Genomic DNA, 25144 nt, shown 5'->3' with positions numbered 1-25144 from the left:
CGTTCACTCCCCGCCGCGGAGGATGGAGTTGCCCTCGTGGAGAGGTCCGGGGGCGTCGGGCACGTCGAGCTGGAGGCGGCCGCTGAGACCGTAGAAGGCCACCGGGTTGCGCCACAGGACCTGGTCCACGTCGTCCTCGGTGAAACCCGCGGCAAGCAGGGCGTCACCGACCTTGCGGGTCTTGAGCGGATCGCTCTTTCCCCAGTCCGCGGCGGAGTTGACCAGCACTTTTTCGGTGCCGTACTCCTTGATCACCGCGACCATGCGCTCCTCGTCCATCTTGGTGTCTGGGTAGACGGAGAAGCCGAGCCAGCAGCCGCTGTCGGCGGCGGCCTTCACGGTTGTCTCATTGAGGTGGTCGAGCAGGACGCGGTCCGGGGGGAGGTCCGATTCACGGATGACGTCGACGGTGCGGTGCAGACCTGCGAGCTTGTCGCGGTGCGGGGTGTGGACGAGGGCGGGCAGCCCGTGGCCGGCGGCCAGCTGGAGCTGGGCGGCCAGGGCGGTGTCCTCGGCGGGGGTCATCGAGTCGTAGCCGATCTCGCCGACCGCGACGACCCCGTCCTTGACGAGGTAGCGGGCGAGCGCGTCGAGAACGGGGACGCAGCGGGGGTCGTTCGCCTCTTTGGGGTTGAGGGCGATCGTGCAGTGGTGGGCGATGCCGTACTGGGAGGCGCGGAAGGGCTCCCAGCCGAGGAGCGCGTCGAAGTAGTCGAAGAAGCTGGCCGGTGAGGTACGGGGCTGGCCGAGCCAGAAGGACGGCTCGACCACGGCACGCACCCCGGCGGCGTACATCGCCTCGTAGTCGTCGGTGGTACGGGAGGTCATGTGGATGTGGGGGTCGAAGATGCGCATCAGGACTCCTGGGTGGGGGCGGCCGTAAGAGCCAGCACGCGGTCCAGATCCTCCGGGACCGGGCGGCCGGCGGCGGTGCGTTCGGCGGCGTAGTCACGGAGCATCCGGGCCAGTTCGGCGTCGCCGGCGGCCCGGCCGGCCAGGTCCGCGACGGCGCCGACGGGGACGCCGGTGAACAGGCACTTGAGAACGGCGTGCCGCCAGGCGTGCTGGTCGAGATGGGCGGCGGCGTACCGGCCGACCGCGGCCGCGACCAGGCGCGTGTCGTTCGTCCGCAGCGCGTCCTCGACCAGCGGAAGCGCGGAACCGGCGGGCACCCCGCCCAGGTGCGGCAGCGCGAGCAGGACCGCGCGGCGCTCGGCCGCGGTGCCGTGGGTGTAGAGCCGGGTGGTGGTGGCGTGGTCGGCCCGTACGGCGTGCAGGAGGAGGACACGGGCGGCATCGGCCAGGTCCTGGGCGCCCGGGCCGGGCGAGCCGGGCTGACCGGCCTGGGCGGGGTGGCAGTGGCGGCCCGCTTCGGCGAAGCGGGTCTCCCAGATGGGAAGGGACCACTGGGGGCGGTCCGCCGGCCGGGGCGACCCGGTTTCCGTCTCCGCCTCGGCCTCCGCCTCGGCCTCCGCCAGGGCCTCGTGCAGCCAGGCGCGGTCCGCGCCGGCCAGTCGTTCTTCGAGTGCGGCTTGGAGGGCTGCGGGCGGTGCGCCGTCGGTCAGCCCGGTCAGCTCGGTCAGCATCGTGTGTCGCCTCCTGCCGGGAGGAGCGGCCCGGTGGGCAGTGCCGTGCGGAGGAAGTCGAGGGAGCGTGCGGCCAGGTCCGGGCCGGCGTGCGAGTGGCGGGGCAGTTCGACGACCGTCAGGCCCTGGTAGCCGGTGGCCGCGAGCGCCTCCAGGACGGGCGGGAAGTCGATCTCGCCCTCGCCGAACGGCAGGTGCTCGTGTACGCCGCGCCGCATGTCCTCGATCTGGACGTGCCGCAGCCAGGGCCCGGCCTCGCGTACGCAGTCGGCGGGCGAGGACGGTTCCAGGCACTGGCAGTGGCCGATGTCGAGGGTCAGGCCGAGGGCGGACGGGTCGCCGAGGGCGCGGCGCAGGTGGTGGAAGTCGGCGAGGGTGGAGAGGAGGTGCCCGGGTTCGGGTTCGACGGCGAGCGGTACGCCGGCGGTGGCGGCGGCGTCGATGACGGGGGCGAGCGACTCCGTCAGCCGCTGCCAGGCGGTGCCGGGCGGGGTGGCCGCCGGGGGGACGCCGCTGAAGCAGTGCACGGCGTGGGCGCCCAGGTCGGCGGCGACGCGTACCGCGGTGAGGAGCAGTCCGGCGCGGGCGGCGCGGTCTTCGGGGTCCGGGTCGAGCAGGGACGGGCCGTGCTTGCGGCGCGGGTCGAGGACGTACCGCGCGCCGGTCTCGACGGTCACGCCCAGCCCCAGCCGCGCCAGCCCGCGGGCGACGTGGCCGGTGCGGGCGGCGAGTCCGGGAGCGAGGGGGTCGAGGTGCATGTGGTCGAGGGTCAGGCCGACACCGTCGTAGCCGAGGTCGGCGAGGAGAGCGAGGGCGTCGTCCAGGCGGAGGTCGGTGAGGCCGTTGGTGCCGTAACCGAGGCAGAGAGGGGCGGGAGTGGGGGTGGCGAGGGAAGTGGAGGTGGGGAGAGGAGTGGGGCTCATGTGGGGCTCACCTTTCGCGACAGCTTCCGGGCGACGGGTACGAGCCCCATGAGCGCAACCCCGGCCCCGGCCGCGCCGCTGCGGGCCGTGAGCGCCGCCTGCAGCGGGATCATGGCCCGGATCCCACCGCCCACGGCACGCTGGGTGAGGGGCGGGGAAGGGTTGAGCGCGGCGTGGAGGAGGGGCTTGGCCGCGGTGCGGAAGTAGGAGGCTGCCGCGAGGGCGGCGGGGGTCGCCAGGCGGGCGGCGACGCGTACCGCTGCGTGGCTGGATGCGGCGGGGCCGTGCGCGTACGGGGTGCGGCGCGTGGAGCCGGGGCGTTCGCGGGCGGCCAGGGCGGCCAGTACGGCGGTCGCCGCGAGGGCGGCGAGCGGCACGGCCGTCGAACCGCCCCGCGTCTCGCGGCGCGAGACCGCCGTGACGGCGTAGGTGTGCGCGCCGAGCATCGCCGCGGCGGTCAGGGCGTCCCGCGCACCGGGGTCGCGGGCCGCGCCCCCCGCGGGGCCGGGGCCTGCCCGGCGGACCCCGGCCCCCGCCCCGCCCCTTCCCGCACCGGGGCTCCGCCCCGGACCCCGGTCCTCGATTCCCCCCATGGCCTCCAGGGCAGGAGAGGGGCCCCCTTGACGGGCCGGAGCCCGCCGGACAGGGGTGAACCTGCCGGCCCGACGTGGAAAGTCAAGCCCGCCCGGCGACCGAGGACTCCGGGAAGGGGCGGGGCGGGGAAAGGAAAGACCTGCCCGGCCGGCCCCCGCCCGCGTGGCCGTCGCACCGAGGAGGAGGTCCAGGGCCCGGGCCGTCGCCATCGCGGCGGGGGCCGCCGGTGTGTGCTTCAGGCGCAGGTCGTAGGCCCAGACCGTGGCGGCCAGCGGGACGGCCACCCCCAGGGCCGGCCGGCCCGCCCCGGCCGCCAGGGCGAGGCCCGCCGCCGTCAGCGCGCACGACGCCGTCAGGGCGGCTCGCGGGGTGACGCGGCCCGAGGGGACCGGGCGGTGCGGACGGTCCACCGCGTCCTCGGCCCGGTCCGCCCAGTCGTTCAGGGCCATGCCCGCCTCGTACAGGCACACCGAAGCCCCGACGGCCAGCGCGGTGCCCCGGTTGGGGCGTACCCCGGCGGACGCCGCGCCCGCCACCGCGTCGCCCACCACGGTGAACAGCGCCGACACGCGCAGGAGTTCCGCCCACGCGGTGCCGCGGGCGGACGTCATCGGGCCTCCCGCAGGCGGGTCCCGAAGGCCAGGAGCGCCTCGTACTGCTCCCCCAGCGCCGCCGGGCCGCCGTCCGGGTCCTTGAAGTAGAAGCCCAGCTCCGGCAGGGGGCCGGAGATGCCCGCCTCGTGGGCGCGGGCCAGCAGCCGGGCCAGGTCCAGGACCAGGGGCGCCGCGAGCGCCGAGTCGCACCCCTGCCACGTCGTCTGGAGCGTCATCCGCGATCCCAGGAAGCCCTCGAAGGCGATGTGGTCCCAGGCCGTCTTCCAGTCGCCGAGCGCCGGTACGTCGTCGATGTGGACCTCGCCCTGCGGAAGCGTGCCGAGGGTGTCGGTCAGGACGCGGTTCTTGCCGGCGTTCTTGGCCGCGGCCGCCGCCGGGTCGGCCAGCGCCGCTCCGTCCCCGCCGCCGAGCAGGTTCGTGCCGGACCATGCCCGTACGGACAGGGCGCGCTGCACGAACATCGGGGCGAGTACGGAACGGAGCAGCGTCTGGCCCGTCTTGCCGTCGCGTCCCGCGTGGGGAAGGCCACTGGCCGCGACGGCGCCTCGGAGGGCTTCGGCGCGCAGCCCGGTGGAGGGGGTGAAGTTGACGTACGGGCAGCCGGCCCGCAGCGCCGCCGCCGCGTACAGGGAGCTCGGCGGAAGCGTGTGGTCCGCGGGGGCGGGTTCGGTGGAGGCGACGTTGACGACGACGACCCGGTCGAGCCGCTGCCGGTGCGCGAAGCCGAGCAGGTCCGCGGTGAACGCGGCGATGAGTTCCTCGTCGCCCCGCGTGTCGCCCGGCAGCGGGCCGCCGGTCCGGATCTCCCCTTCCGCCGCGGTCAGTTCGCTGCGTACGGCCGAGGCCAGGCCGTGCGGCAGGACGCCGCCCGCCTCCAGTTCCTCGGCCCGTTTGGGCAGGGGGCAGCTCGCCGTGTCGTGCCCGCCGAAGACGAGGGAGGAGAGCGGCGGAAGGCCGCTCCCGGCGAACGGCGGGGTCTCGGTGACCATGCCGTCCGCCGCGTGGAGCCCCGCGGTGAGCGCCGCGCAGCCCGCGACGGCGGTCGTGGCGACGGAACCTCGCGCTCCGACGAACCACACTCCGGTCCGTGCCGTGTGCGCCGTTGTGCCTTCGGATGGGGTGGTCACGGGCTGCCTCCCTGCCAGAGCGGTGAAGAGATGGGGAAGTACACACGTGCCAGAGGGTGGCGGGCGGGGGCTCGGCGTGCTCCCGCCCGCCACCGGTCCTGGCGGTCGTGCCGGACGAGGAGCTAGGAGCCGTTCGCCGCCGGCAGCTCCTTGACCTTGATGTTGCGGAACGAGACGTCGTCACCGGCACCGTGGTTCTGGATGCCGATGTGTCCCTGGGCCAGGCTCCGCGCGGGGTCGGTGTTCGTGAAGTCGTTGATCTTCACTCCGTTGAGGAAGACGCGCAGCCGCTCTCCCTCGACCCTGATCTCGTACGCGTTCCACTCCCCCGGCGGGTTGAGCGCGGCGTCCCGTGCGGCGGTGTTCGCCGCCTTGAAGCCGTACACGGACCCGGTGGTACGGTCCGGGGCGTCCGTCGCGTCGATCTGGATCTCGTACCCCTTCTCGACGGCCGACCACGGGTCGTCGGAGGCCGGGAAGCCCACGAAGACACCGGAGTTGTCGTCACCGGCCGTCTTCCAGTCGAGCTTCAGGGAGTAGGACGTGAACTCCTTGGACTGGTGCCAGAGCAGGCCCAGGCCGCCGACGGAGTTCAGCGTGCGGTCCTTGATCTCGAAGGAACCGGGGCCCGCCTGCTTCCATCCGTCGAGGGTCTCGCCGTTGAAGAGCGGCCGGTAGCCCTTGGCGGGCTTGCAGTCGGCCTTGGCGATCCCGGTGGCGTAGAGCATTCCGCCCAGCAGGTGCTTGCGGAAGGCCGGTTCGGCGTACGACTCCTTGGTGTGCCCGCCGCCGGTGTAGAAGGAGCGTCCGCCCTCGTACGGCTGGCACCAGGCGATCGGGTGGTCGCCCTTCATGGTGCCGCCGGTGTAGCTGGTCTCGTCGAGGGTGGCCAGGACGCGGGCCTGCCCACGCGGGTTGGTGCGGTAGTTGTACCACTCGTCGGTGCGCTGCCAGCTGCTGTCCAGGTGCGCGGTGGCGGGGTGGTCGTGGTCCTCGACCCGCACGGTCGCCTTCTGGATCTGCGGGTGCGAGTGGAAGTGCGCGCCGACGAGTCCGCCGTAGAACTTCCAGTCGTACTCGGTGTCGGCGGCGGCGTGGATGCCCAGGTAGCCGCCGCCGTCGGCGACGTACTGTTCGAAGACCGTCTGCTGGTCGGCGTTCAGCACGTCACCGGTCGTCGAGAGGAAGGCGACCGCGTCGTAGCGGGCGAGGTTCCCGGGGGTGAACTGCTTCGCCTCCTCGGTGGCGTCCACGGCGAGTCCGCGCTGCGCGCCGAGCTCCTTGAGGGCCGTGATGCCCGCCCCGATGGAGTCGTGGCGGAAGCCGGCGGTCTTGGAGAAGACGAGGACCCGCTTCTTGGGCGTGGCGTCGCTCTTCGCCGTGGAGAAGGTGAAGTCGTCGATGTCGTAGAGGGCTCCGGCGCCGCCCTTGAAGACGAGGTAGAGGGTGGTGGTCCTGCCCGGGGGGCGTTCGATGGTGGTGGTGACGTCCTGGAAGGTCTCCCAGCCGCCGGTCACCGGCACGACGGTCGATCCGACGAGCCTGCCGTCGGGCGATCCGGTGCGGACCTCGAGCGTGCCGCCCGCGCCGCCGGACGAGATCCGCGCGGTGAGGGAGGTGGCGTCGCCGATCCGGTACGGCGCGAAGGCGATCCAGTCGCCGTTCTCGATGTCACCGACGGCCTTGCCGCCGTGTGCGGGCGTCTTGTTGAAGACGGTGACGCCCGAGGACTTCGAGAAGTGCTCGGCCTGGCGGTGCTTGGGCTGTGCCACGGCCTGGTCGTGGGTGGTGAGCGGGGCCTGGCCGCCTGCGCCCTTGTCCGTGTACTCCGCGTCGAACGCGCCGAAGATGTTGGCGTTCGGGTCGTGCTCGCCGTCGGCGATGGTCTTGATGGTGCCGGAGCAGCCGAACGCCTCGGTGATCTTGTGGCCGTGGCTGTCGTGGCCGAGGAAGTGCGACACCTTGACCTTCGAGCAGTCGACGGCGCCGTCCTCCGCGTCGGTGACCTTCACCCTGAACGGCACCTCGTCGCCGAAGGTGAAGAGCCGGCCGTCACCGGGCAGTTCCAGGGTCACCTCGGGCGCGGTGTTGCCGACGACGATCCGCACGCTCGCCGATCCGGTCCGCCCCGTGGTGTCCCTGGCGGTGACGGTCGCGGTGTACGTGCCGTTCCTCTTGTAGGTGTACGTGGGGTCGGCGGACGTCGACGTACCGCCGTCGCCGAACGCCCAGGAGTACTTCAGGGCGTCGCCGTCGGAGTCCGTCGTCCCGGCGGACGAGAACCGCACGCGCAGCGGGGCCTGGCCCGACGTCTTGTCCGCCGCGGCTTCCGCGACCGGCGAGTGTCCGTCGGTGGCGTTCTCGATGCGGTAGAGGCCGGAGTGCTCGTTGCCGCCGAACCAGGCGGTGCCGTAGTCGAGGACGTACAGCGCGCCGTCGGGGCCGAAGGCCGAGTCCATGACCTGGGTGCCGGTCCACGGCACGGGGTTGATGGACTGCACGGCGCCGTCGGCGTCCTGCTCGATGCGCTTGATCCAGCGCCGGCCGAACTCGGTCGCGAAGAAGTCGCCGTCGTACGCCTCGGGGAACTTCACCGGGGAGTCGAGGTCCTTGTCGTACCGGTAGACGGGGCCGCCCATCGGGGACTCGGACCCGGAGCCGAACTCGGGGAGCGATCCGCCGTCGTACGGGATCCAGGCCTCCTGGGCGGGCGGCAGGTCGGTCAGGCCGGTGTTGTGCGGCGAGGTGTTCTTGAGCGCGGCGCAGTCGAACTCGGCGCCGGACTCCTTGGTCGCGAAGTCGTAGTCGACGTAGGCGTCGTTCTTGCCGGTGCAGAAGGGCCAGCCGAAGTTGCCGGGCTTGGTGACGCGGGCGAACTCGACCTGTCCCGCCGGGCCGCGCTCGGGGTCGGCGGCGCCGGCGTCGGGGCCGTAGTCACCGACGTAGAGCACACCGGTGGCCTGGTCGACGCTGAAGCGGAAGGGGTTGCGGAAGCCCATGGCGTAGATCTCGGGGCGCGTCTTCGCGGTGCCGGGGGCGAAGAGGTTGCCCTCGGGAACCGCGTACGAGCCGTCGTCGTTCACCTTGATACGGAGGATCTTTCCGCGCAGGTCGTTCGTGTTGCCCGAGGTCCGGCGCGCGTCGTACGCCGGGTTGCGGTCCGGGCGTTCGTCGATGGGGGTGTAGCCGTCGGAGGCGAAGGGGTTGGAGTCGTCACCGGTCGACAGGTAGAGGTTGCCCTGCGCGTCGAAGTCGATGTCGCCGCCGACGTGGCAGCAGATGCCACGGGTGGCGGGTACGTCGAGGATCTTCTTCTCGCTGGCGTTGTCGAGGGTGCCGTCGGCCTTGAGCACGAAGCGTGAGAGCCGGTTGACGCCGTCGAACCTGGCGAAGTCGGCGGCGGTGCCCTCGTCGGGGGCGTCGCCCGCCGGGGTGTCCATCGGGGGCGCGTAGTAGAGGTAGATCCGCCGGTTCTCGCTGAACCCCGGGTCGATGCCGATGCCCTGGAGGCCCTCTTCGTCGTGCGAGTAGACCGGGATCGTGCCGACGACGCGGGTGTTGCCCGCGCTGTCGGTCATCCGCAGCTCGCCGTCGCGCGAGGTGTGCAGCACGCTGCGGTCGGGGAGCACCGCGAGCGACATGGGTTCGCCCGTCTCGGGCTCGCCCTTGGCGAGGGTGACCTGCTGGAAGTCCTCGGCGGCGGCTGCGGCGGACGGGGCGGCGCCGCTGCCCGGTGCGGGCTTTTCGGCGGCGGTGGCGGTGAGGGTCAGTGAGGTGGCGGCCAGGAGGCCGCCGGTGAGGAGTGCGAGGGTCTTTCGGGCCGATCCGGCTCTGAGCCGTTTCCTGTGCACGAGTGTCCTCCGGGAACGGGCCGGGCGGTGCTCGTCCTGCACCACGCCGGGCGGGGAAGCTCTCTGTCGCGGGAAGGGGAACCGGAACGCGCCGTCACACCGGAACCCACTCATGTCCTGTACACCTCAGGGACGGTAACTCCGTTCGTCCGGAACGGAAAGCCCTTGCGCAGCGGGTAAGTTGAACTTTCTCCCGACGCAGGACAAAGCCGCGTCCGGACGGCCGGCGTCCCGTGTGTGAAACCTAGTCGCCGCCCCCGAACGCAGCGTCGAAGGAGGCCGACGGCGGGTCGAAGTCGTAGCGCTTCAGCGTGGCGAGCGCTTCCGGGGCTCCGGTGAGGCGGTCCATGCCGGCGTCCTCCCACTCCACCGAGACCGGTCCCTCGTACCCGATCGAGCGCAGCATCCGGAAGACGTCCTCCCACGGGACGTCACCGTGTCCGGCGGAGACGAAGTCCCAGCCGCGGCGCGGGTCGCCCCAGGGCAGGTGGGAGCCCAGGCGGCCATTGCGGCCGTCGAGGCGTTTGCGGGCTTCCTTGCAGTCCACGTGGTAGATCCGGTCGCGGAAGTCGTAGAGGAAGCCGACCGGGTCCAGGTCCTGCCACACGAAGTGGCTCGGGTCGAAGTTCAGCCCGAAGGCAGGCCGGTGCCCGACCGCCTCCAGCGCCCGCTTCGTCGTCCAGTAGTCGTACGCGATCTCGCTGGGGTGCACCTCGTGGGCGAAGCGCACCCCCTCCGCGTCGAAGACGTCCAGGACCGGGTTCCAGCGCTCGGCGAAGTCCTCGTACCCCCGCTCGATCATGTGCGGCGGCACCGGCGGGAACATCGCCACCAGGTGCCAGATGGACGACCCGGTGAAGCCGACGACCGTACGGACCCCGAAGGCCGCCGCGGCGCGCGCGGTGTCGGCCATCTCCGCCGCGGCCCGCCGCCGCACCCCCTCGGGCTCGCCGTCGCCCCAGATCCGCGCCGGCAGGATCGCCCGGTGGCGCTCGTCGATGGGCGCGTCGCAGACCGCCTGGCCCACCAGGTGGTTGGAGACGGCCCAGCACGTGAGCCCGTACTTGTCCAGCAGGGCATGGCGCCCGTCGAGGTATCCGGGCTCGTTCAGGGCCCTGTCGACCTCGAAGTGATCTCCCCAGCAGGCGAGTTCGAGCCCGTCGTAACCGAAGTCGCGGGCGAGCCGGCAGACGTCTTCCAGGGGCAGGTCGGCCCACTGGCCGGTGAAGAGTGTGAAGGGACGTGGCATGCGGAGACGACCTCCTACAGGGGTACGGGTGTGTAGACGGCGTTCTTCTCGGCGCTCTCCTCCACCGCCGCCAGCACCCGCTGCACCTGGAGCCCGTCCGCGAAGGACGGCTGCGGATCGGTGCCGGTGGCGATGGCGTGCACCAGGTCGCGCGCCTGGTGCACGAAGGTGTGCTCGTACCCCAGGGCGTGACCGGGCGGCCACCACCCCTCCAGGTACGGGTGCCCGGGCTCGGTCACCAGGATCCGGCGGAACCCGGCGGTGACCGCCGGCTCGGTGTGGTCGTGGAAGGACAGCTCGTTCAGCCGCTCCAGGTCGAAGGCCAGCGAACCGCGCTCACCGTTGAGTTCGACGCGGAGCGCGTTCTTGCGGCCCGCCGCCGTCCGTGTCGCCTCGAAGGAGGCCAGCGCCCCCGAGGCGAGCCGTCCCGTGAACAGCGCCGCGTCGTCGACGGTCACCTCACCGCGCCCCGCCTCGGCGCCCCCGGCCCCCGAGAGCCCCGCCGTGGCCCCGGCGGGCAGGGGCCTGGACCGTACGAAGGTCTCGGTCAGCGCGGACACGCCCACCAGCGGCTCCCCCGCCAGGAACTGCGCGAGGTCCACGATGTGCGCGCCCAGGTCGCCGAGCGCGCCCGAGCCCGCGTGCTGCCGCTGGAGCCGCCAGGTCAGCGGGAACTCCGGGTCGACGAGCCAGTCCTGGAGGTAGGTGACGCGGACGTGCCGCAGCGCCCCGAGCCTGCCCTCCGCGATCAGCCGGCGGGCGTACATCATGGCGGGCACCCGGCGGTAGTTGAAGCCGACCATCGCCACCTGTCCGCGGGCCCGGGCGCGTGCGGCGGCGGCCGTCATGGTCTCCGCCTCGGCGACCGAGTTGGCCAGCGGCTTCTCGCACAGCACGTGCTTGCCCGCCTCCAGAGCGGCGACGGCGATCTCCGCATGGCTGTCGCCCGGTGTGCAGATGTCGACGATCTGCACGTCGTCACGGGCGATCAGGGCCCGCCAGTCGGTCTCGGCCGCGGCCCACCCGTGCTGGTCCGCCGCCGCCCGTACGGCCGTACGGTCGCGTCCGCAGACGGCCGCGAGGACCGGCCGCGCCGGCAGGTCGAAGACGCGGCCCGCGGTGCGCCAGCCCTGGGAGTGGGCCGCTCCCATGAACGCGTATCCGACCATGCCGACGCCGAGCGTCGGCGGCGCCCCGGACGCGGTCCCGGCCTCCGCCCGCGCACCTGTCTCCGTCTCTTCCTTACCGGCCATACGGATTCCTCCTCGTCGAACTCGTCACGCGCACGGTGGGGGCTGGCGATGCGGCCCGGTCAGCTGAAGCCGGTCGGCAGGTACTGGTCGACGTTGTCCTTGGTGACGACGGCCGAGTAGAGGGTGATCGACGCCGGGATCTCCAGCTCCGACATACCGCCCACGCCCTTGCCCTGGCCGAGCGCGCGCGCCAGGTCGATGGCGGACGCGGCCATGGTGGGCGGGTAGAGGACGGTGGCCTTCAGCACGCTGTTGTCCGCCTTGATGGCGTCCATCGCGGCCTTCGCCCCGGCCCCTCCGACCATCATGAAGTCGTCGCGCCCGGCCTGCTGGATGGCGCGCAGGGCGCCCACGCCCTGGTCGTCGTCGTGGTTCCACAGCGCGTCGAACTGCTTCTGCGCCTGGAGCAGCTGCGCCATCTTGGCCTGGCCGGACTCGACGGTGAAGTCGGCCGCCTGGCGGGCGACGCGCTCGATGTTGGGGTAGTTCTTGAGGGCGTCCGCGAAGCCCTGGCTGCGCTGCTTGGTCAGTTCCAGGTTGTCGAGGCCGGCCAGCTCCACCACCTTGGCGTTCTTCTTGTCCTTGAGCTGCTCGCCGATGTAGTTGCCGGCGTTGAGCCCCATGCCGTAGTTGTCGCCGCCGATCCAGCAGCGGTAGGCCTGCGGCGACGCGAAGATCCGGTCCAGGTTGACGACGGGGATGCCCGCCTTCATCGCCTGGAGGCCGACCTGGGTGAGCGCCTTGCCGTCGGCCGGCAGGATCACCAGTACGTCGACCTTCTTGTTGATCAGCGTCTGGACCTGGCCGATCTGCGCCGCGGTGTCGTTCGACCCCTCGGTGATCTCCAGGGTCACCTCGGAGTACTTCTCGGCGCGCGACTTGGCGTTCTCGTTGATGGCGTTGAGCCAGCCGTGGTCGGCCTGCGGACCCGCGAACCCGATGGTGACCGGCTTGCCGGGCTTGTCCTCGGCGGCGGCCGGCTCGTCGTTGACGGCCGGCTCCTTCTTCTTCGGCTCGTTGCTGGTGCAGGCGGTGAGCAGGGCGCCCGCGGACACGGCCGCGGTGCCGAAGAGCAGTCCTCTGCGACTGGTTTCTGGCATGACGGTTCCAACCCTTCAGGTCAGGTCGTACGAGTACGGGGGGAGCAGGGGGCGGGGTCAGCCCTCGCCGTGGCGCGCGGTGCGGCGCTGGACCAGTACGGCGGCGACGATGATCGCGCCCTTGGCGATCTGCTGTACGTCGCTCTGCAGGTTGTTGAGCGCGAAGATGTTGGTGATCGTGGTGAAGACGAGGACGCCGAGCACGGAGCCCACGATCGTGCCCCGGCCGCCGCTGAGCAGCGTCCCGCCGATGATCGCCGCCGCGATGGCGTCGAGTTCGTACAGGTTGCCGTTGGTGTTCTGTCCCGAGCCGGACAGGACGATCAGCAGGAAGGCCGCGATGCCGCAGCACAGTCCGGACAGCAGGTAGAGGTAGAGGCGCTGGCGCCGTACGTCGATGCCGGCGAGCCTGGCCGCCTCGGCGTTGCCGCCGACCGCGACCGTGCGCCGGCCGAAGGTGGTGCGGTTGAGCAGCAGCCAGCCGACGACGGTGACGACGGCGAACACCCAGACCAGCGGCGGTACGCCGAGCACGTACGCGTCGGGAATGCCCAGGTCGAGCACCGATTCGACGGTGACAATCTGCGTCTTGCCGTCGGTGATCTGCAGGGCGAGGCCGCGGGCCGACGCCAGCATGGCGAGCGTCGCGATGAACGGCACCATCCCGCCGTACGCGATGAGCAGCCCGTTGACGAGCCCGCAGGCGAGCCCGACCACCACCGCCGTGAAGAGGATGCCCGCGAAACCGTACTCCTGGGTCGCGAGCGTCGTCGCCCACACCGAGGCGAGCGCCACGATCGCGCCCACCGACAGGTCGATGCCGCCGCTGGTGATGACGAAGGTCATGCCGACGGTGACGACGCCGATGACGGACGCCTGGGTGAGGACGAGCTGGAGGTTGCTGCCGTCCAGGAACTGGTCGGGCTTGGTGATGCCCCCGACGACGACGAGGACGGCGAGTACGCCGAGCAGCGACAGGTTGCGTACGTCGAGGCGCAGCCCGAACTTGCGCCGGGCCGGCTGCTCGGGGGGCGGCCCGGCCGGGGTGACGACCGGTCCGTCCTGCTGCTGCTGCGCCGACGGGACGGGCTGCGTCATGGCGTCGGGCTCCCTTCCATCACAAGGTCGAGTACACGGTGTTCGTCGAGTTCCCGGGCGGGCGCCGTGTGGACGACGCGCCCTTCCCTGAGGACGAGCACCCGGTCGGCGAGCCCCAGGACTTCCGGGACTTCGCTGGATACGAGGAGTACGGCGAGGCCCTCGTCGGCCAGCCTGCGGATCACGGCGTACAGCTCGGCGCGCGCCCCGACGTCGACGCCGCGCGTCGGTTCGTCGAGCAGCAGCACCCGGCAGCCGCGCAGCAGCCAGCGGGCGAGTACGGCCTTCTGCTGGTTGCCGCCGGAGAGGGTGCGGACGGGGGCGTCGGGGTTGTCGGGGCGCAGGGACAGCTCGCGGGTGGCGGCCTGCGCGGCCCCGCGTTCGGCCGTACGGTCGAGCCAGCCGCCGCGCGAGAAGCGGGACAGGGTCGACACGGACACGTTGCGGGTGACGGATTCGAGCATCAGCAGGCCCTGGGCCTTGCGTTCCTCGGGGGCCAGTCCGATGCCCGCGCGCACGGCGGCGCGGACGCTGCCGGGGCGCAGGGGCTGTCCGTCGACGAGGACGCGGCCGGCGCTGGGCCTGCGCGCTCCGTAGATCGTCTCCAGCACTTCCGAGCGCCCGGAACCGACGAGACCGGCGAGGCCGACGATCTCACCCGGGCGGACGTCGAGGTCGAGGGCCGCGAACTCCCCTTCCCTGGCGAGTCCTTCGACCCGCAGCACGGGTGGGGCGGCCGTGGCCCCGCCGGTGTCCGCCGCCCGCCCGGGAAAGACGTACCCGACGTCGCGGCCGGTCATCAGGGAGACGACCTCGCGTGTCGGGGTGGTCTTGGCGGGCAGTCCGACCGCGACCGCGCGTCCGTCCTTGAGCACGGTCACGCGGTCGCCGATGCGCCGGATCTCCTCCAGCCGGTGGGAGATGTAGACGACGGCGACACCGTCCGCGGTGAGCGCCGCGACGATGCGGAAGAGGTTCTCGACCTCGTCGGGGTCGAGGGCGGCGGACGGCTCGTCCATCACGATGAGCCGTACGTCGTGGGAGAGGGCCCGCGCCATGGAGACGATCTGCTGCTGGGCGGCGGAGAGCGATCCGACGAGGGAGCCGGAGTCGATCTCCTGGTGGCCGAGACGCCTCAGCAGGGCGGTCGCGGACGCGCGGGCCTCCTTGCCCCGTACGACGAAGCCGGCGGTGGTCGGCTCGTGGCCGAGGAAGATGTTCTCGGCGACCGACAGGCCCTCCACCAGGTCGAGTTCCTGGTAGATGGTGGCGATGCCCAGGCGCATGGCGGCGATGGGGGACTTGAGGGCGACCTCGGCGCCCTGCCAGGTGATCTCGCCGTCGTCGGGCTGGTGTACGCCCGCGAGGACCTTGATGAGGGTGGACTTGCCGGCGCCGTTCTGGCCGAGGAGGCAGTGGACCTCGCCCGCCTGGACCTCCAGGTCGACGCCGTCGAGGGCGCGGACGCCGGGGAAGGACTTGGTGATGCCGGACATCGTGAGAAGAAGGGGTGGAGCTGCTTGCGGTGGTGCCATGACGGTTCCCCTCGGCTGGTGCGGCGGCCGGTGAGCGAGCAGGGCAGGATCAGGTCAGAAGCAGGTCGGAGCGGATCTGGGCAGGGCGGATCCGGGCACGGCGAAGCCGCCCGGGTGCGGTTGTCGGTGCTGTGCGGGTCGTACCGGTCGTACGGGTCCTACGTGTCGTACGGGTCCTACGGGCGCCGCCCGGGTTCAGGCAGGCGAGAACAGGTGGTCGCTGATGAGCCTGGCCGCGCCGATCACGCCGGCGGTGGGCCCCAACTCGCCCAGGACGATGGGCAGGTTGCCGGTCGCCAGGGGCAGCGACTGGCGGTAGACCTGGGTGCGGACGCTGGCGAGCAGGGTGTGGCCGAGGCCGGTCACCCCGCCGCCGATCACCACGAGGCCGGGGTTGAAGAAGCTGACGAGTCCGGCGATGACCTGGCCGACGCGGTTGCCGCCCTCGCGGATGAGGTCGAGCGAGGCGGCGTCGCCGGCCGCCGCGGCCGCGGCGACGTCGGCGGCCGTGAGCCGTCCCGCCGCTTCGAGCCGCACGGCCAGTTCGGGCGAGCTGCCGGAGCGGGCCGCGTCCTCGGCGTCGCGGGCGAGCGCGGCGCCGCTGAAGTGGGCTTCCAGACATCCCTTGTTGCCGCAGGCGCAGGCGCGGCCTTCCGGTTCGACCTGGATGTGGCCGATGTCGCCGGCGCTGCCGGTCGTACCGCGGTAGACCTCGCCGCCGACGACGATGCCGCAGCCGATACCGGTGCCTATCTTGACGCAGAGGAAGTCGCCGACGGAGCGTGCGACACCGGCGTGCTGCTCCCCCATCGCCATCAGGTTCACGTCGTTGTCGACCATGACGGGGCAGCCCAGTTCCTGGCTGAGCGCCTCGCGTACGGGAAAGCCGTCCCAGCCGGGCATGATCGGCGGCGCGACCGGCACGCCCTCCGGGAAGCGGACCGGGCCCGGTACGCCGATGCCCGCCCCGTCGAAGCCCTCGGCGAGGCCGGACGCCCTGAGCTTGGCGGCCAGGGCGAGGGCCTGTTCGAAGACGGCGACCGGGCCTTCCCGTACGTCCATGGGGTGGTTGAGGTGGCCGAGCACCTCCAGTTCCGCGTTGGTGACGGCCACGTCGATCGAGGTGGCGCCGATGTCGACGCCGAGGAAGCGCAGGCCGGGCGCGAGCCGGATGTTGTGCGAGCGGCGGCCGCCGCGCGAGGCGGCGAGGCCGTCGGCCACGACCAGGCCGGTGTCGAGCAGCCGGTCCACCTCGACGGCGAGTTTCGAACGGGAGAGGTCGACCTGATCCCCCAGCTGGGCACGGGAGTTGGGTCCGCCGTCACGCAGCAGGCGGAGCAGTCGCGCCTGGTGCGCGTTCGCGGGTCGCGCCGTCATCCGCCTCACATGCCCCTCCCTGCCTGTCGGCCGTTCTCCGTCGTGCTTTGGAGGGGAACGTAGCAGCGGGTGCCGGGAGTGGGAAGAAGTTGAGCAGGAATCCGCCTCAACTTTCTCCACACCGAGGACAAAGGCGGTTTCCCGGGCAGTCCGCGGGGCCCGGGAACTCCGCCCCGGGCCCCGCGGACTGCCGGCGTGGGGCTGCCGGCGCGCGGACTACCGGGCCTCGCGCTGGTGGTGGGCCGTACGGGTGTGCTCGGTGTGCGCCCGCATGACCTCGGTGGCGCGCCGCTCGTCGCGGTCGGAGATCGCGGCGATCAGCGCGCGGTGCTCGGTCCAGGACTGCTTGCCGCGCTGCCGGGCGACGGGCGTGTGGTACCAGCGGACGCGCCGGCCCACCTGCGCCGCCAGTTCACCGAGGACGGCATTGCCCGCCAGTTCCATGACCTGGGCGTGGAACTGGGCGTTGAGCGACACGGCGAGGTCCACGTCGCCCTCGGCGACGGCCCGCTCGCCCCGGGCGCACACCTCTTCGAGGGCTGCGATACCGGCGGACCCCGCGTTGGCGGCGGCGAGTCCGGCCGCCTCCGCCTCCAGGAGCGTACGGACGGAGAGGAGCTGGTCGGCCTCCTCCTCGGTGGGCTCGTGCACGAACGCGCCCTGTGCGGGCCGCAGATCGACCCACCCCTCGGTGTTGAGCCGTTGCAACGCCTCGCGCACCGGCTGCCGGGACACCCCCAGGTGCCCGGCGAGCTCGCTCTCGATCAAATGCTGGCCGGGCCGCAGGGCCCGGGTCGTGATGAGTTCGAGCAGCGCCTCGTACACGCGCTCGCGGAGCGGCCCCGGCCTCTCCAGCTTCGGCACGGCCCCTTGCGGCAGTCCCGCGGACGGCATCGCGATCCCCTCCTGGCCGACATCGGCGAGCGGTAATTGGCTATCGTCTACAGTCTACCGAGCACAATCCTCACCCACGCCGAGATCCTCGCCGCCCCGGGTGCGTGTCGGTCATCGCCCCAGCGGCCCACGGCCTCGAATCCGGCAGCACCGACCGCACGGAACGAGGTGCCTCCAGGTGCCTCCCGGTGCCTCCCGGCATGCGGACCGCACCGGCCGCCGCGCCCGGCCCGCCGGACCCGCCGCCGTTCTCCCTGGAGAAGGCGGTGCCCGCCGACGGTGGCACCTGGCACCGCGGTTTCAGCGCCGAACCGGACGCCTGGGCGGTGCGGATCACGGTGCGGGGCGAAGGGCGTCGAGGCGGACCGGCCGCGCGCCGCGCCCGGCGGCACCGCGTCCTGGCAGGACTACGTCCCGGTCCCGGTCGGGGAAGGGGCTCACGTCCACGGCGTCCGCACGTCGGTGCCGGACTCCGGGCCGGGCGCCCACCCGACCGGCGTGGGCGGGGACGGCCGCACCGTGACGCCCGCGCAGGGGGCGCGGGTGGGCGACCCGAGCGACGCGCCGGTGCCCGCGCTCCGGCGGACGACCCGCACGGCGGTCGCGAAGCCGTACTGACACCGCCCCGCCGGAAAACCGCCCGAGCGGCACCGCGCCCGGTCCCCGATGGCGCCGGGGTCCGGGCACGGCGCGTCACGGGCGGTACGGGCGTCACTGGTGGTACGGGCGTCACGGGTGGTACGGCGTCACGGGCAGCGGATGACCTGGCCCGCGTACGAGAGGTTCCCGCCGAAGCCGAAGAGCAGCACCGGCGCGCCGGACTCGATCTCACCGCGCTCGACGAGCTTGGACAGGGCCATCGGGATGCTGGCCGCCGAGGTGTTGCCCGACTCGACGACATCGCGGGCGATCACCGCGTTGACCGCGCCGATCTTCTGCGCGACGGGCTCGATGATCCGCAGGTTCGCCTGGTGCAGGACGACCGCCGCCAGTTCCTCCGGCGTCACCCCGGCCCGCTCGCACACCTTGCGGGCGATGGGCGGCAGCTGGGTGGTGGCCCAGCGGTAGACCGACTGGCCCTCCTGGGCGAAGCGCGGGGGCGTGCCCTCGATGCGTACGGCGTGGCCCATCTCCGGCACCGAGCCCCAGAGCACCGGGCCGATCCCCGGCTCCTCGTCCTCGGCGCACGCCTCGACGACCGCGGCGCCCGCGCCGTCGCCGACGAGCACGCAGGTCGTGCGGTCGGTCCAGTCGGCGATCTCGGCCATCTTGTCGGCGCCGATGACCAGGGCGCGGGTGGAGGAGCCGGCCCGTACCGCGTGGTCGGCCGTCGCGAGGGCGTGGGTGAACCCCGAGCAGACGACGTTGAGGTCCATCGTGGCGGGTGACGGCATGCCGAGGCGGGCCGCGACGCGAGCGGCCATGTTCGGGGAGCGGTTGATCGCGGTGGAGGTGGCGACCAGGACGAGGTCGATGTCGGCGGGGGTGAGGCCCGCGGCGGCGAGGGCCTTGGCACCGGCGTGCGCGGCGAGCTCGTCGACGGGCTCGTCGGGCCCGGCGACATGGCGGGTCCTGATGCCCACGCGGCTGGTGATCCACTCGTCGCTGGTGTCGACCATGGCCGCCAGATCGTCGTTGGTGAGCACCTTGGCAGGCTGATAGTGCCCGAGCGCGACGACTCGTGAGCCGGTCATTGGCGGTTCCACCCCTCTTTGCGGACAGTCGGAACGGCCCAGTCTTCTTTGTGACTCACCGGTACGGGGGCAAGTGAACCGACAGGATTCGCTCCCGACTCTTTGGAGCTTCCTGCTGACGACGCCCCCCGCACCCCCCGAAAGCATACTGTAGACAATATTCCCTCACCTCTACCCGCTCCACCGCGCGGGCGCCGAGGTCCGCCTCATCGCCCGCGGCCCGTGACCCGCAGCCCGCGGCGACCGACGACCCGGCCGAGGCCGGACCCGTCGGCTGCGTCTTCCTCGGCCCGGAAGCCCATTCCTGCGCGGACCGGCTGCGACCTCACCCTGCACGTGCAGGACAATGAGATCGCCAAGGCCACCTCGCCGCACGACAACCCGGTGACCCACGGCAGTCTGTGCATCAAGGGCCGGTCCGGCCACCCGCACGTACGACAGCACTGATCATGAAGATCACGAAGAAGTGAGTGGGACTGATCACCATGGGACGGGTCACCGAGCGCCGCCGCGTCATCCGCGTCAGGGACGGGGTGGTGAGCGCCCGGCCGGACACGCTGGTCGCCGAGGAGCCGCTCGAAATCCGCCTGAACGGCAAGCCGCTGGCCATCACGATGCGGACGCCGGGCGACGACTTCGCGCTGGCGGCGGGGTTCCTGGTGAGCGAGGGGGTGCTGGGGGCCGCCGACGACCTGCAGTCGATCGTGTACTGCGCGGGGGCGACGGGAGGGGACCCCTCCCGCTCGGGCGAAGCCGAGAGCGGGGGAGGTGCGAACACGTACAACGTGGTGGACGTGAAGCTGGCGCCCGGTGTGCCCGTCCCCGACATCACGCTGGAGCGCAACGTCTACACGACGTCGTCGTGCGGGCTGTGCGGCAAGGCGAGTCTCGACGCCGTACGGACCACGGCCCGCTTCCCGATCGCGGACACTCCCCCGGTACGGCTGACGCCCGAGCTGCTCGCCGGCCTCCCCGACCGGCTGCGGGCGGCGCAGCAGGTGTTCGACAGGACCGGGGGGCTGCACGCCGCCGCGCTCTTCTCGGAGAGGGGCGAGCTGCTCGACGTACGGGAGGACGTGGGCCGCCACAACGCGGTCGACAAGCTGGTGGGCCGGGCGCTCATGGACGGGCGTCTGCCGCTGTCCCGTGCGGTGCTGCTGGTTTCCGGCCGGGCGTCGTTCGAACTCGCCCAGAAGGCGGTGATGGCCGGGATCCCGGTCCTCGCGGCGGTCTCGGCGCCTTCGTCGCTGGCCGTGGACCTGGCGGCCGGGACGGGCCTGACGCTGGTCGGTTTCCTGCGCGGGCCGAACATGAACGTGTACGCGGGCGACGAGCGCATCGCCCTGCCCTCCGGGGTCTGACGCGCCCCGCGACACGGGTTACGGAATACGGGCCCGGCCGGCGCGGGGAGCGCCCCCTGCGCCGGCCGGGCCTCTCCGTTCTTGCGCTTCAGCGCTGCCCGCGCCTGCCTCGCGCCCGCTGCCCGGCCTCCGCCGGGGGCGGGATGAACTGGAGCGCGAGGGTGGCCGGGGGCTTCGCGACGCCGGGGCCGCCGGCCGCGACCCAGGCCAGGATGTCGTCCGTGCAGTCGTCGTCCAGCGCCCAGCCGATCCAGGCGGCGCGGCCGCCTCTCCTGCGGCCCTCGGTGGAGGGCTGGACGACCACGACGTTGGCCTGTCCGCACGGGCCGAGGCAGTCGCTGGTACGTACGGCGAGCGTCCCGCCGGACGCGGTGGCCGCGTCGCGCAGGCGGCGCAGCTGGCCCTCGTGGTCCGTACCCGGGTTCTTGCGGGCGTCGCCGCAGCAGCAGCCGCGGCACACGGTGAGGGCGCAGGGGCGGGGACCGAAGGGACGTATCGCGGAAGTCACTTGACGATCTTGCCAGGTGCGGCGGCCTCTTGTGGGAGTGCGGGTGCGGTGCGGTGCGGGTTGCCCGCGGCGCTGTCCCCTGCCCGCCCCTTCCCGAAACAGGGAAGAGGGGATCGGGGCCCCGGTCTCCCGGACGCCCTGCGGGTGTGTGTCCTCGGAGGAGCGGGGTCCGGGGCGGGGAAAAGCTCCGCGGGACCTCACCCCGGCGCCGTTGCCGAAGGCACCGACCGCAGCGCGTCCGCGTCCGTGTCCGCGTCCCGTGAACGCCGTTTCGCGATCACCGCGCACACCATCAGCTGCATCTGGTGGAACAGCATCAGCGGCAGTACGGCCAGGCTCGCCTCCGCCCCGAACAGCACGCTCGCCATGGGAAGCCCCGCCGCCAGCGACTTCTTCGACCCGGCGAACTGGATCGCGATCCGGTCCGCGCGCCCGAAGCCGAGCCGCTTCGCCCCGTACCAGCTCAGCGTCAGCATCACCGCGAGCAGCACCGCCTCCACCCCCACCAGCACGCCGAGCCGACCCGGGCTCACCCGGTGCCAGACGCCCTCGGTCACGCCCTGGCTGAACGCGGTGTAGACGACGAGCAGGATCGAGCCGCGGTCCACGTACCCGAGTGCCTTCTTGTGCCGCACCAGGAATCCGCCGACCCACCGGCGCAGGAGCTGGCCCGCCGCGAACGGCACCAGCAGCTGGAGCACGATCCTGAGCAGCGAGTCCGCCGAGAAGCCGCCCCCGCCGCCGATCAGCAGCGCGGCGAGCAGCGGGGTCAGGAAGATCCCGACGAGGCTGGAGAAGGAGCCCGCGCAGATCGCCGCCGGCACGTTGCCGCGTGCGATCGAGGTGAAGGCGATCGAGGACTGGATGGTCGAGGGGACCAGGCAGAGGAAGAGGAGGCCGCCGTACAGCTGAGGGGTGAGGACGTACGGGACGAGGCCCCCCGCCGCGAGACCGAGCAGCGGGAAGAGCGCGAACGTACAGACCAGGACCGTCAGGTGCAGGCGCCAGTGCCGGAGTCCGTCGAGTGCCTCACGGGTGGAGAGCCGCGCGCCGTACAGGAAGAACAGCAGCGCGACCGCCCCGGTCGAAACCCCGCCCACCGCTTCGGCGGCCGTGCCGGACGCCGGCAGCAGTGCCGCGAGGACGACCGTCCCGATGAGCATCAGGATGTACGGATCGACCGGCAGCCAGGACGGCGGCTGAAACGACGTGCGGCGACTCATTGGCTCCACTTGCTTGCTCTCGGGCGATACGTGCCCGCCCCATGTTCCTCCTCCTCCCCGCGATCGGGAATCCCGCACACCGAACTCACTGTCATCACGGTTGACGATGACGGGAAGTACGCTCGTCCCATGTACGAGCCCACCCAGCTCCGCACCTTCCTGGCGGTCGCCCAGACCCTGAGTTTCACCCGGGCCGCCCGGCGCCTCGGCCTGCGCCAGTCCACGGTGAGCCAGCACGTGCGCCGGCTGGAGGAGGCCACGGGGCGCCGGCTGTTCACCCGCGACACGCACCGGGTGGAACTGACGCAGGACGGCGAGGCGATGCTCGGTTTCGCCCGTACGATCCTGCGCGCCCACGAGCGGGCCGCGGCCTTCTTCACCGGCACCCGGTTGCGGGGGCGGCTGCGCTTCGGCGCGTCGGAGGACTTCGTACTGACCCGGCTGCCCGAAATCCTGGAGTCGTTCCGCCGGGACCACCCCGAGGTGGAACTGGAACTGACCGTCGAGCTGTCCGGCACCCTGCACCGGCAGCTGGAGGCGGGCCGGCTCGATCTGGTCCTGGCCAAGCGGCGGCCCGGCGACACCCACGGCGAGCTGGTGTGGCAGTCGACGCTGACGTGGATCGGCGCGCCGTCCCTGCGCCTCGACCCCGACCGCCCGGTGCCGCTGATCGTCTTTCCGCCGCCCGGCATCACCCGGGCCCGCGCCCTGGAGGTGCTGGAGGAGGACGGCCGCCCCTGGCGCATCGCCTGCACGAGCGGCAGCCTCAGCGGCCTGATCGCGGCGGCCCGCGCGGGGCTCGGCGTCATGGCCCACACCCGGGGCCTGATCCCGCCGGGTCTGGCCCCCGTACCGGCGAAGGCGGGCCTGCCGGAGCTCGGCGGCGTGGACTTCGTCCTGCTGCACGGCCGCGGACGGGCCGCCGCCCAGGAGGCGGCGGACGCGCTGGCGGCGGCGATCCTGGCGGGCGGCGACCGGCTGCACCGGCCTCCGGCCGGTCCGCGGTGAGGCGGACGGGCGAGGACGGACGCAGCCGGACGCAGGCGGGCGCAGCCGGGCGCAGGCGGAACCGGGGAGTGCGAATGCGCAGCGCGCGTACAGATTCCGTGGAGATTCCCGCGCACCGTGCTCACTCCGTCCTCGGGAGAGCGTCCGGGCCTTCCCGCTGTGACCGGATTTCACCTGTTGACCGACGCATATCCAGATGAATTCGGATTCCGTGCCCTCTCCCGCGCCCAGGCACCGTGGGGTACCGTCACCGGCGCTGTGCGGAGCGCCACGAGGAGTAGTCATTGCGCGAGTTCACTGTTCCACCCCTGGTGACGGCGCCTCCGGTCGGCGGACTGGCGGACGCCGTCTTCGACCACGCCGAGCAGGACCCGCACCGTGTCGCGCTCGGACGCAAGGGCGAGGACGGGCAGTGGCAGGACGTGACGGCGGGCCGGTTCCGTGACGAGGTGCTGGCCGTCGCCAAGGGGCTGCTGGCGCACGGCGTGCGGTTCGGCGACCGCGTCGCGATCATGTCACGTACACGCTACGAGTGGACCCTCTTCGACTTCGCGCTCTGGACGGTCGGGGCCCAGCCGGTGCCGGTCTACCCCACCGCCTCCGCCGACCAGGTCTTCTGGACGCTGTACGACGCCGGGGTGACGGCCTGCGTGGTCGAGCACGAGGACCACGCGATGACCGTCGGCTCGGTGATCGACCGGCTGCCGATGCTGGGGCGCCTGTGGCAGCTGGACGCGGGCGCCGAAGCGGAACTGGTCCTGGCCGGCGCGGACATCGACGACGAGGTGGTGCACCGTCACCGGCGGGCGGTGACGCCGGATTCCGTGGCGACGGTGGTCTACACGTCCGGCACCACGGGCCGGCCCAGGGGCTGTGTGATCACGCACGCCAACTTCATGTACGAGTGCGACACCCTGCTGGCCCGCTGGGAACCGGTGTTCCGCTCCGGACCGGGCGACGGGGCGGCGACGTTGCTGTTCCTGCCGCTCGCGCACGTCTTCGGGCGGATGGTCGAGGTCGCGGCGGTGCGCGGGCGGGTCAGGTTCGGGCATCAGCCCGTGCTCGCGGCGCAGGCGCTGATGCCGGACCTGCTGGCGTTCCGGCCCACGTTCATCCTGGCCGTGCCGTACATCTTCGAGAAGGTCTGCGACGGCGCGCGCCGGGCGGCGGAGGCGGGCGGGAAGGCCGGGGTCTTCGACAAGGCCGTCGAGGTGGCGGTGCGGTACGCCGAGGCGCAGGAGCACCGCGCCTTCGGCACCGGCCCCGGGCCCTCCGCCGCGCTCCGGCTCCAGCACCAGTTCTTCGAGAAGGCGGTGTACGCGAAGGTGCGCGAGGCCATGGGCGGGCGCGTGCGGCACGCGATGTCCGGCGGCTCGGGCATGGACCGGCGGCTGGGCCTGTTCTTCGCGGGCGCGGGCGTGACGATCTTCGAGGGGTACGGGCTCACCGAGACGACGGCGGCCGCGACCGCGAACCCGCCCGAGCGCACCCGCTTCGGCACGGTGGGGCTTCCCCTGCCCGGTACGACGGTCCACATCGCGGACGACGGGGAGATCTGGCTGCACGGCCCCCAGATCTTCTCCGGCTATCTGAACGACCCCGGGGCCACCGAAGCCGTACTGCGCGAGGGCTGGCTGGCCACGGGGGACATCGGCGCGCTGGACGGGGACGGCTACCTGACGATCACCGGGCGGAAGAAGGAGATCCTGGTCACGTCGGGCGGCAAGAGCGTGTCGCCGACCGGCCTGGAGGAGCGGGTACGGGCCCATCCGCTGGTGGCGCAGTGCATCGTCGTCGGCAACGACAGACCGTACATCGCGGCCCTCGTCACCCTGGACCAGGATGCTGTGGACCACTGGCTCCATATGCGCAACAAGCCGCCGCTGGCCCCGGCCGACCTGGTGCGCGATCCCGACCTGGAGACGGAGGTGCGGCGCGCGGTGGTGGCCGCGAACACACTGGTCTCGCAGCCCGAGTCGATCCGTACGTTCCGGATACTGGCCCGCCAGTTCAGCGAGGAGCACGGGTTGCTGACCCCCTCGCTCAAACTCAAGCGCAAGGCGATCGAGGCGGCGTACGCGGTGGAGGTCGAAGCGCTTTACCGCTGACGGGAATGCGCGGGGCCCCGGGATCGTTGACGGGGGGAAGT

The 25144-nt window shown here is 72.5% G+C and carries 20 protein-coding genes and 1 pseudogene; 5 read left to right on the top strand and 16 right to left on the bottom strand.

The window, feature by feature from the left end; translation table 11 throughout:
• Positions 1-3 precede the first annotated feature (3 nt).
• The 13 genes from ABD374_RS27650 to ABD374_RS27590 form a co-directional block, all read right to left on the bottom strand.
• A complete protein-coding gene (locus ABD374_RS27650) occupies positions 4-855 on the bottom strand; it encodes a TatD family hydrolase (RefSeq protein WP_344498619.1) in 852 nt (283 codons plus the stop codon).
• Entirely contained in the window at positions 855-1586 is a 732-nt protein-coding gene (locus tag ABD374_RS27645; RefSeq protein ID WP_344498617.1) for an EboA domain-containing protein, read from the bottom strand. The genes ABD374_RS27650 and ABD374_RS27645 overlap by 1 nt, the downstream gene beginning before the upstream one ends.
• On the bottom strand, positions 1580-2509 hold the full coding sequence (locus ABD374_RS27640) for a sugar phosphate isomerase/epimerase family protein (protein ID WP_344498615.1): 930 nt from the start codon (positions 2507-2509) through the stop codon (positions 1580-1582). The genes ABD374_RS27645 and ABD374_RS27640 overlap by 7 nt, the downstream gene beginning before the upstream one ends.
• The gene (locus ABD374_RS27635; protein WP_344498613.1) at positions 2506-3714 is read right to left on the bottom strand and encodes a UbiA family prenyltransferase; all 1209 of its coding nucleotides are present in this window, start codon (positions 3712-3714) and stop codon (positions 2506-2508) included. Before ABD374_RS27635 ends, ABD374_RS27640 begins: the two co-directional genes overlap by 4 nt.
• Positions 3711-4844, bottom strand: a complete 1134-nt coding sequence (locus ABD374_RS27630) for an inositol-3-phosphate synthase (protein ID WP_344498611.1) — start codon at positions 4842-4844, stop codon at positions 3711-3713. The genes ABD374_RS27635 and ABD374_RS27630 overlap by 4 nt, the downstream gene beginning before the upstream one ends.
• Positions 4845-4966: 122 nt before the next feature.
• Positions 4967-8695, bottom strand: a complete 3729-nt coding sequence (locus ABD374_RS27625) for a ThuA domain-containing protein (protein ID WP_344498609.1) — start codon at positions 8693-8695, stop codon at positions 4967-4969.
• Between the two features lie 244 nt (positions 8696-8939).
• Positions 8940-9944, bottom strand: coding sequence for a sugar phosphate isomerase/epimerase family protein (locus ABD374_RS27620; protein WP_344498607.1), 1005 nt, complete (start codon positions 9942-9944; stop codon positions 8940-8942).
• 14 nt (positions 9945-9958) lie between these two features.
• Positions 9959-11197: a Gfo/Idh/MocA family protein gene (locus ABD374_RS27615; RefSeq protein WP_344498605.1), complete on the bottom strand. Its 1239-nt coding sequence runs from the start codon at positions 11195-11197 to the stop codon at positions 9959-9961.
• Positions 11198-11256: 59 nt separating this feature from the next.
• Positions 11257-12297, bottom strand: a complete 1041-nt coding sequence (locus ABD374_RS27610; protein ID WP_344498603.1) for a substrate-binding domain-containing protein — start codon at positions 12295-12297, stop codon at positions 11257-11259.
• A 57-nt stretch (positions 12298-12354) separates the two neighbouring features.
• Positions 12355-13395 carry an ABC transporter permease gene (locus ABD374_RS27605; protein ID WP_344498601.1) on the bottom strand — a complete coding sequence of 347 codons (1041 nt, stop codon included), beginning with the start codon at positions 13393-13395 and terminating at the stop codon, positions 12355-12357.
• Positions 13392-14930, bottom strand: a complete 1539-nt coding sequence (locus ABD374_RS27600) for a sugar ABC transporter ATP-binding protein (RefSeq protein WP_344498599.1) — start codon at positions 14928-14930, stop codon at positions 13392-13394. The genes ABD374_RS27605 and ABD374_RS27600 overlap by 4 nt, the downstream gene beginning before the upstream one ends.
• A 195-nt stretch (positions 14931-15125) precedes the next feature.
• Positions 15126-16307, bottom strand: a complete 1182-nt coding sequence (locus ABD374_RS27595) for an ROK family transcriptional regulator (RefSeq protein WP_344498597.1) — start codon at positions 16305-16307, stop codon at positions 15126-15128.
• Between the two features lie 216 nt (positions 16308-16523).
• Positions 16524-17201, bottom strand: a complete 678-nt coding sequence (locus ABD374_RS27590) for a GntR family transcriptional regulator (protein WP_344498596.1) — start codon at positions 17199-17201, stop codon at positions 16524-16526.
• A gap of 462 nt (positions 17202-17663) precedes the next feature.
• Here ABD374_RS27590 and ABD374_RS27585 point away from each other — a divergent pair, with 462 nt between their 5' ends.
• Positions 17664-17819, top strand: coding sequence for a hypothetical protein (locus ABD374_RS27585; RefSeq protein WP_344498594.1), 156 nt, complete (start codon positions 17664-17666; stop codon positions 17817-17819).
• Positions 17820-17947: 128 nt separating this feature from the next.
• Here the strand turns inward: ABD374_RS27585 and ABD374_RS27580 are convergent, their stop codons facing one another.
• Positions 17948-18895, bottom strand: coding sequence for a beta-ketoacyl-ACP synthase III (locus ABD374_RS27580; protein ID WP_344498592.1), 948 nt, complete (start codon positions 18893-18895; stop codon positions 17948-17950).
• Positions 18896-19210: 315 nt separating this feature from the next.
• Here ABD374_RS27580 and ABD374_RS27575 point away from each other — a divergent pair.
• A pseudogene (locus ABD374_RS27575) lies at positions 19211-19342 on the top strand (2Fe-2S iron-sulfur cluster-binding protein); the annotation flags it as partial.
• A gap of 38 nt (positions 19343-19380) precedes the next feature.
• A complete protein-coding gene (gene fdhD / locus ABD374_RS27570; protein ID WP_344498851.1) occupies positions 19381-20256 on the top strand; it encodes a formate dehydrogenase accessory sulfurtransferase FdhD in 876 nt (291 codons plus the stop codon).
• A gap of 88 nt (positions 20257-20344) precedes the next feature.
• On the opposite strand, the gene ABD374_RS27565 is transcribed toward fdhD, so the two are convergent.
• Both ABD374_RS27565 and ABD374_RS27560 read right to left on the bottom strand, forming a co-directional pair.
• Positions 20345-20764, bottom strand: a complete 420-nt coding sequence (locus tag ABD374_RS27565) for a (2Fe-2S) ferredoxin domain-containing protein (protein ID WP_344498590.1) — start codon at positions 20762-20764, stop codon at positions 20345-20347.
• A gap of 197 nt (positions 20765-20961) precedes the next feature.
• Entirely contained in the window at positions 20962-21987 is a 1026-nt protein-coding gene (locus ABD374_RS27560; protein ID WP_344498589.1) for a bile acid:sodium symporter family protein, read from the bottom strand.
• Positions 21988-22116: 129 nt separating this feature from the next.
• On the opposite strand from ABD374_RS27560, the gene ABD374_RS27555 reads away from it, so the two are divergent.
• Positions 22117-22995, top strand: a complete 879-nt coding sequence (locus tag ABD374_RS27555; RefSeq protein WP_344498587.1) for a LysR substrate-binding domain-containing protein — start codon at positions 22117-22119, stop codon at positions 22993-22995.
• A 284-nt stretch (positions 22996-23279) separates the two neighbouring features.
• Entirely contained in the window at positions 23280-25103 is a 1824-nt protein-coding gene (locus tag ABD374_RS27550) for an AMP-dependent synthetase/ligase (RefSeq protein ID WP_344498585.1), read from the top strand.
• The last annotated feature ends 41 nt before the right edge of the window (positions 25104-25144 follow it).

The organism is Streptomyces enissocaesilis (assembly GCF_039533765.1).
Taxonomy (GTDB): domain Bacteria; phylum Actinomycetota; class Actinomycetes; order Streptomycetales; family Streptomycetaceae; genus Streptomyces; species Streptomyces enissocaesilis.
The sequence above is the reverse complement of the archived record's forward strand: the minus strand, read 5'-3'. Positions and strand labels throughout refer to the sequence as shown.

What these genes read in the sequence shown, in the direction of transcription:
- ABD374_RS27650 (WP_344498619.1), bottom strand. Translation starts at nt 855, where the DNA reads ATGCGCATCTTCGACCCCCACATCCACATGACCTCCCGTACCACCGAC.
- ABD374_RS27645 (WP_344498617.1), bottom strand. Translation starts at nt 1,586, where the DNA reads ATGCTGACCGAGCTGACCGGGCTGACCGACGGCGCACCGCCCGCAGCC.
- ABD374_RS27640 (WP_344498615.1), bottom strand. Translation starts at nt 2,509, where the DNA reads ATGAGCCCCACTCCTCTCCCCACCTCCACTTCCCTCGCCACCCCCACT.
- ABD374_RS27635 (WP_344498613.1), bottom strand. Translation starts at nt 3,714, where the DNA reads ATGACGTCCGCCCGCGGCACCGCGTGGGCGGAACTCCTGCGCGTGTCG.
- ABD374_RS27620 (WP_344498607.1), bottom strand. Translation starts at nt 9,944, where the DNA reads ATGCCACGTCCCTTCACACTCTTCACCGGCCAGTGGGCCGACCTGCCC.
- ABD374_RS27615 (WP_344498605.1), bottom strand. Translation starts at nt 11,197, where the DNA reads ATGGCCGGTAAGGAAGAGACGGAGACAGGTGCGCGGGCGGAGGCCGGG.
- ABD374_RS27610 (WP_344498603.1), bottom strand. Translation starts at nt 12,297, where the DNA reads ATGCCAGAAACCAGTCGCAGAGGACTGCTCTTCGGCACCGCGGCCGTG.
- ABD374_RS27605 (WP_344498601.1), bottom strand. Translation starts at nt 13,395, where the DNA reads ATGACGCAGCCCGTCCCGTCGGCGCAGCAGCAGCAGGACGGACCGGTC.
- ABD374_RS27600 (WP_344498599.1), bottom strand. Translation starts at nt 14,930, where the DNA reads ATGGCACCACCGCAAGCAGCTCCACCCCTTCTTCTCACGATGTCCGGC.
- ABD374_RS27595 (WP_344498597.1), bottom strand. Translation starts at nt 16,307, where the DNA reads ATGACGGCGCGACCCGCGAACGCGCACCAGGCGCGACTGCTCCGCCTG.
- ABD374_RS27590 (WP_344498596.1), bottom strand. Translation starts at nt 17,201, where the DNA reads ATGCCGTCCGCGGGACTGCCGCAAGGGGCCGTGCCGAAGCTGGAGAGG.
- ABD374_RS27580 (WP_344498592.1), bottom strand. Translation starts at nt 18,895, where the DNA reads ATGACCGGCTCACGAGTCGTCGCGCTCGGGCACTATCAGCCTGCCAAG.
- fdhD (WP_344498851.1), top strand. Translation starts at nt 19,381, where the DNA reads ATGGGACGGGTCACCGAGCGCCGCCGCGTCATCCGCGTCAGGGACGGG.
- ABD374_RS27560 (WP_344498589.1), bottom strand. Translation starts at nt 21,987, where the DNA reads ATGAGTCGCCGCACGTCGTTTCAGCCGCCGTCCTGGCTGCCGGTCGAT.
- ABD374_RS27555 (WP_344498587.1), top strand. Translation starts at nt 22,117, where the DNA reads ATGTACGAGCCCACCCAGCTCCGCACCTTCCTGGCGGTCGCCCAGACC.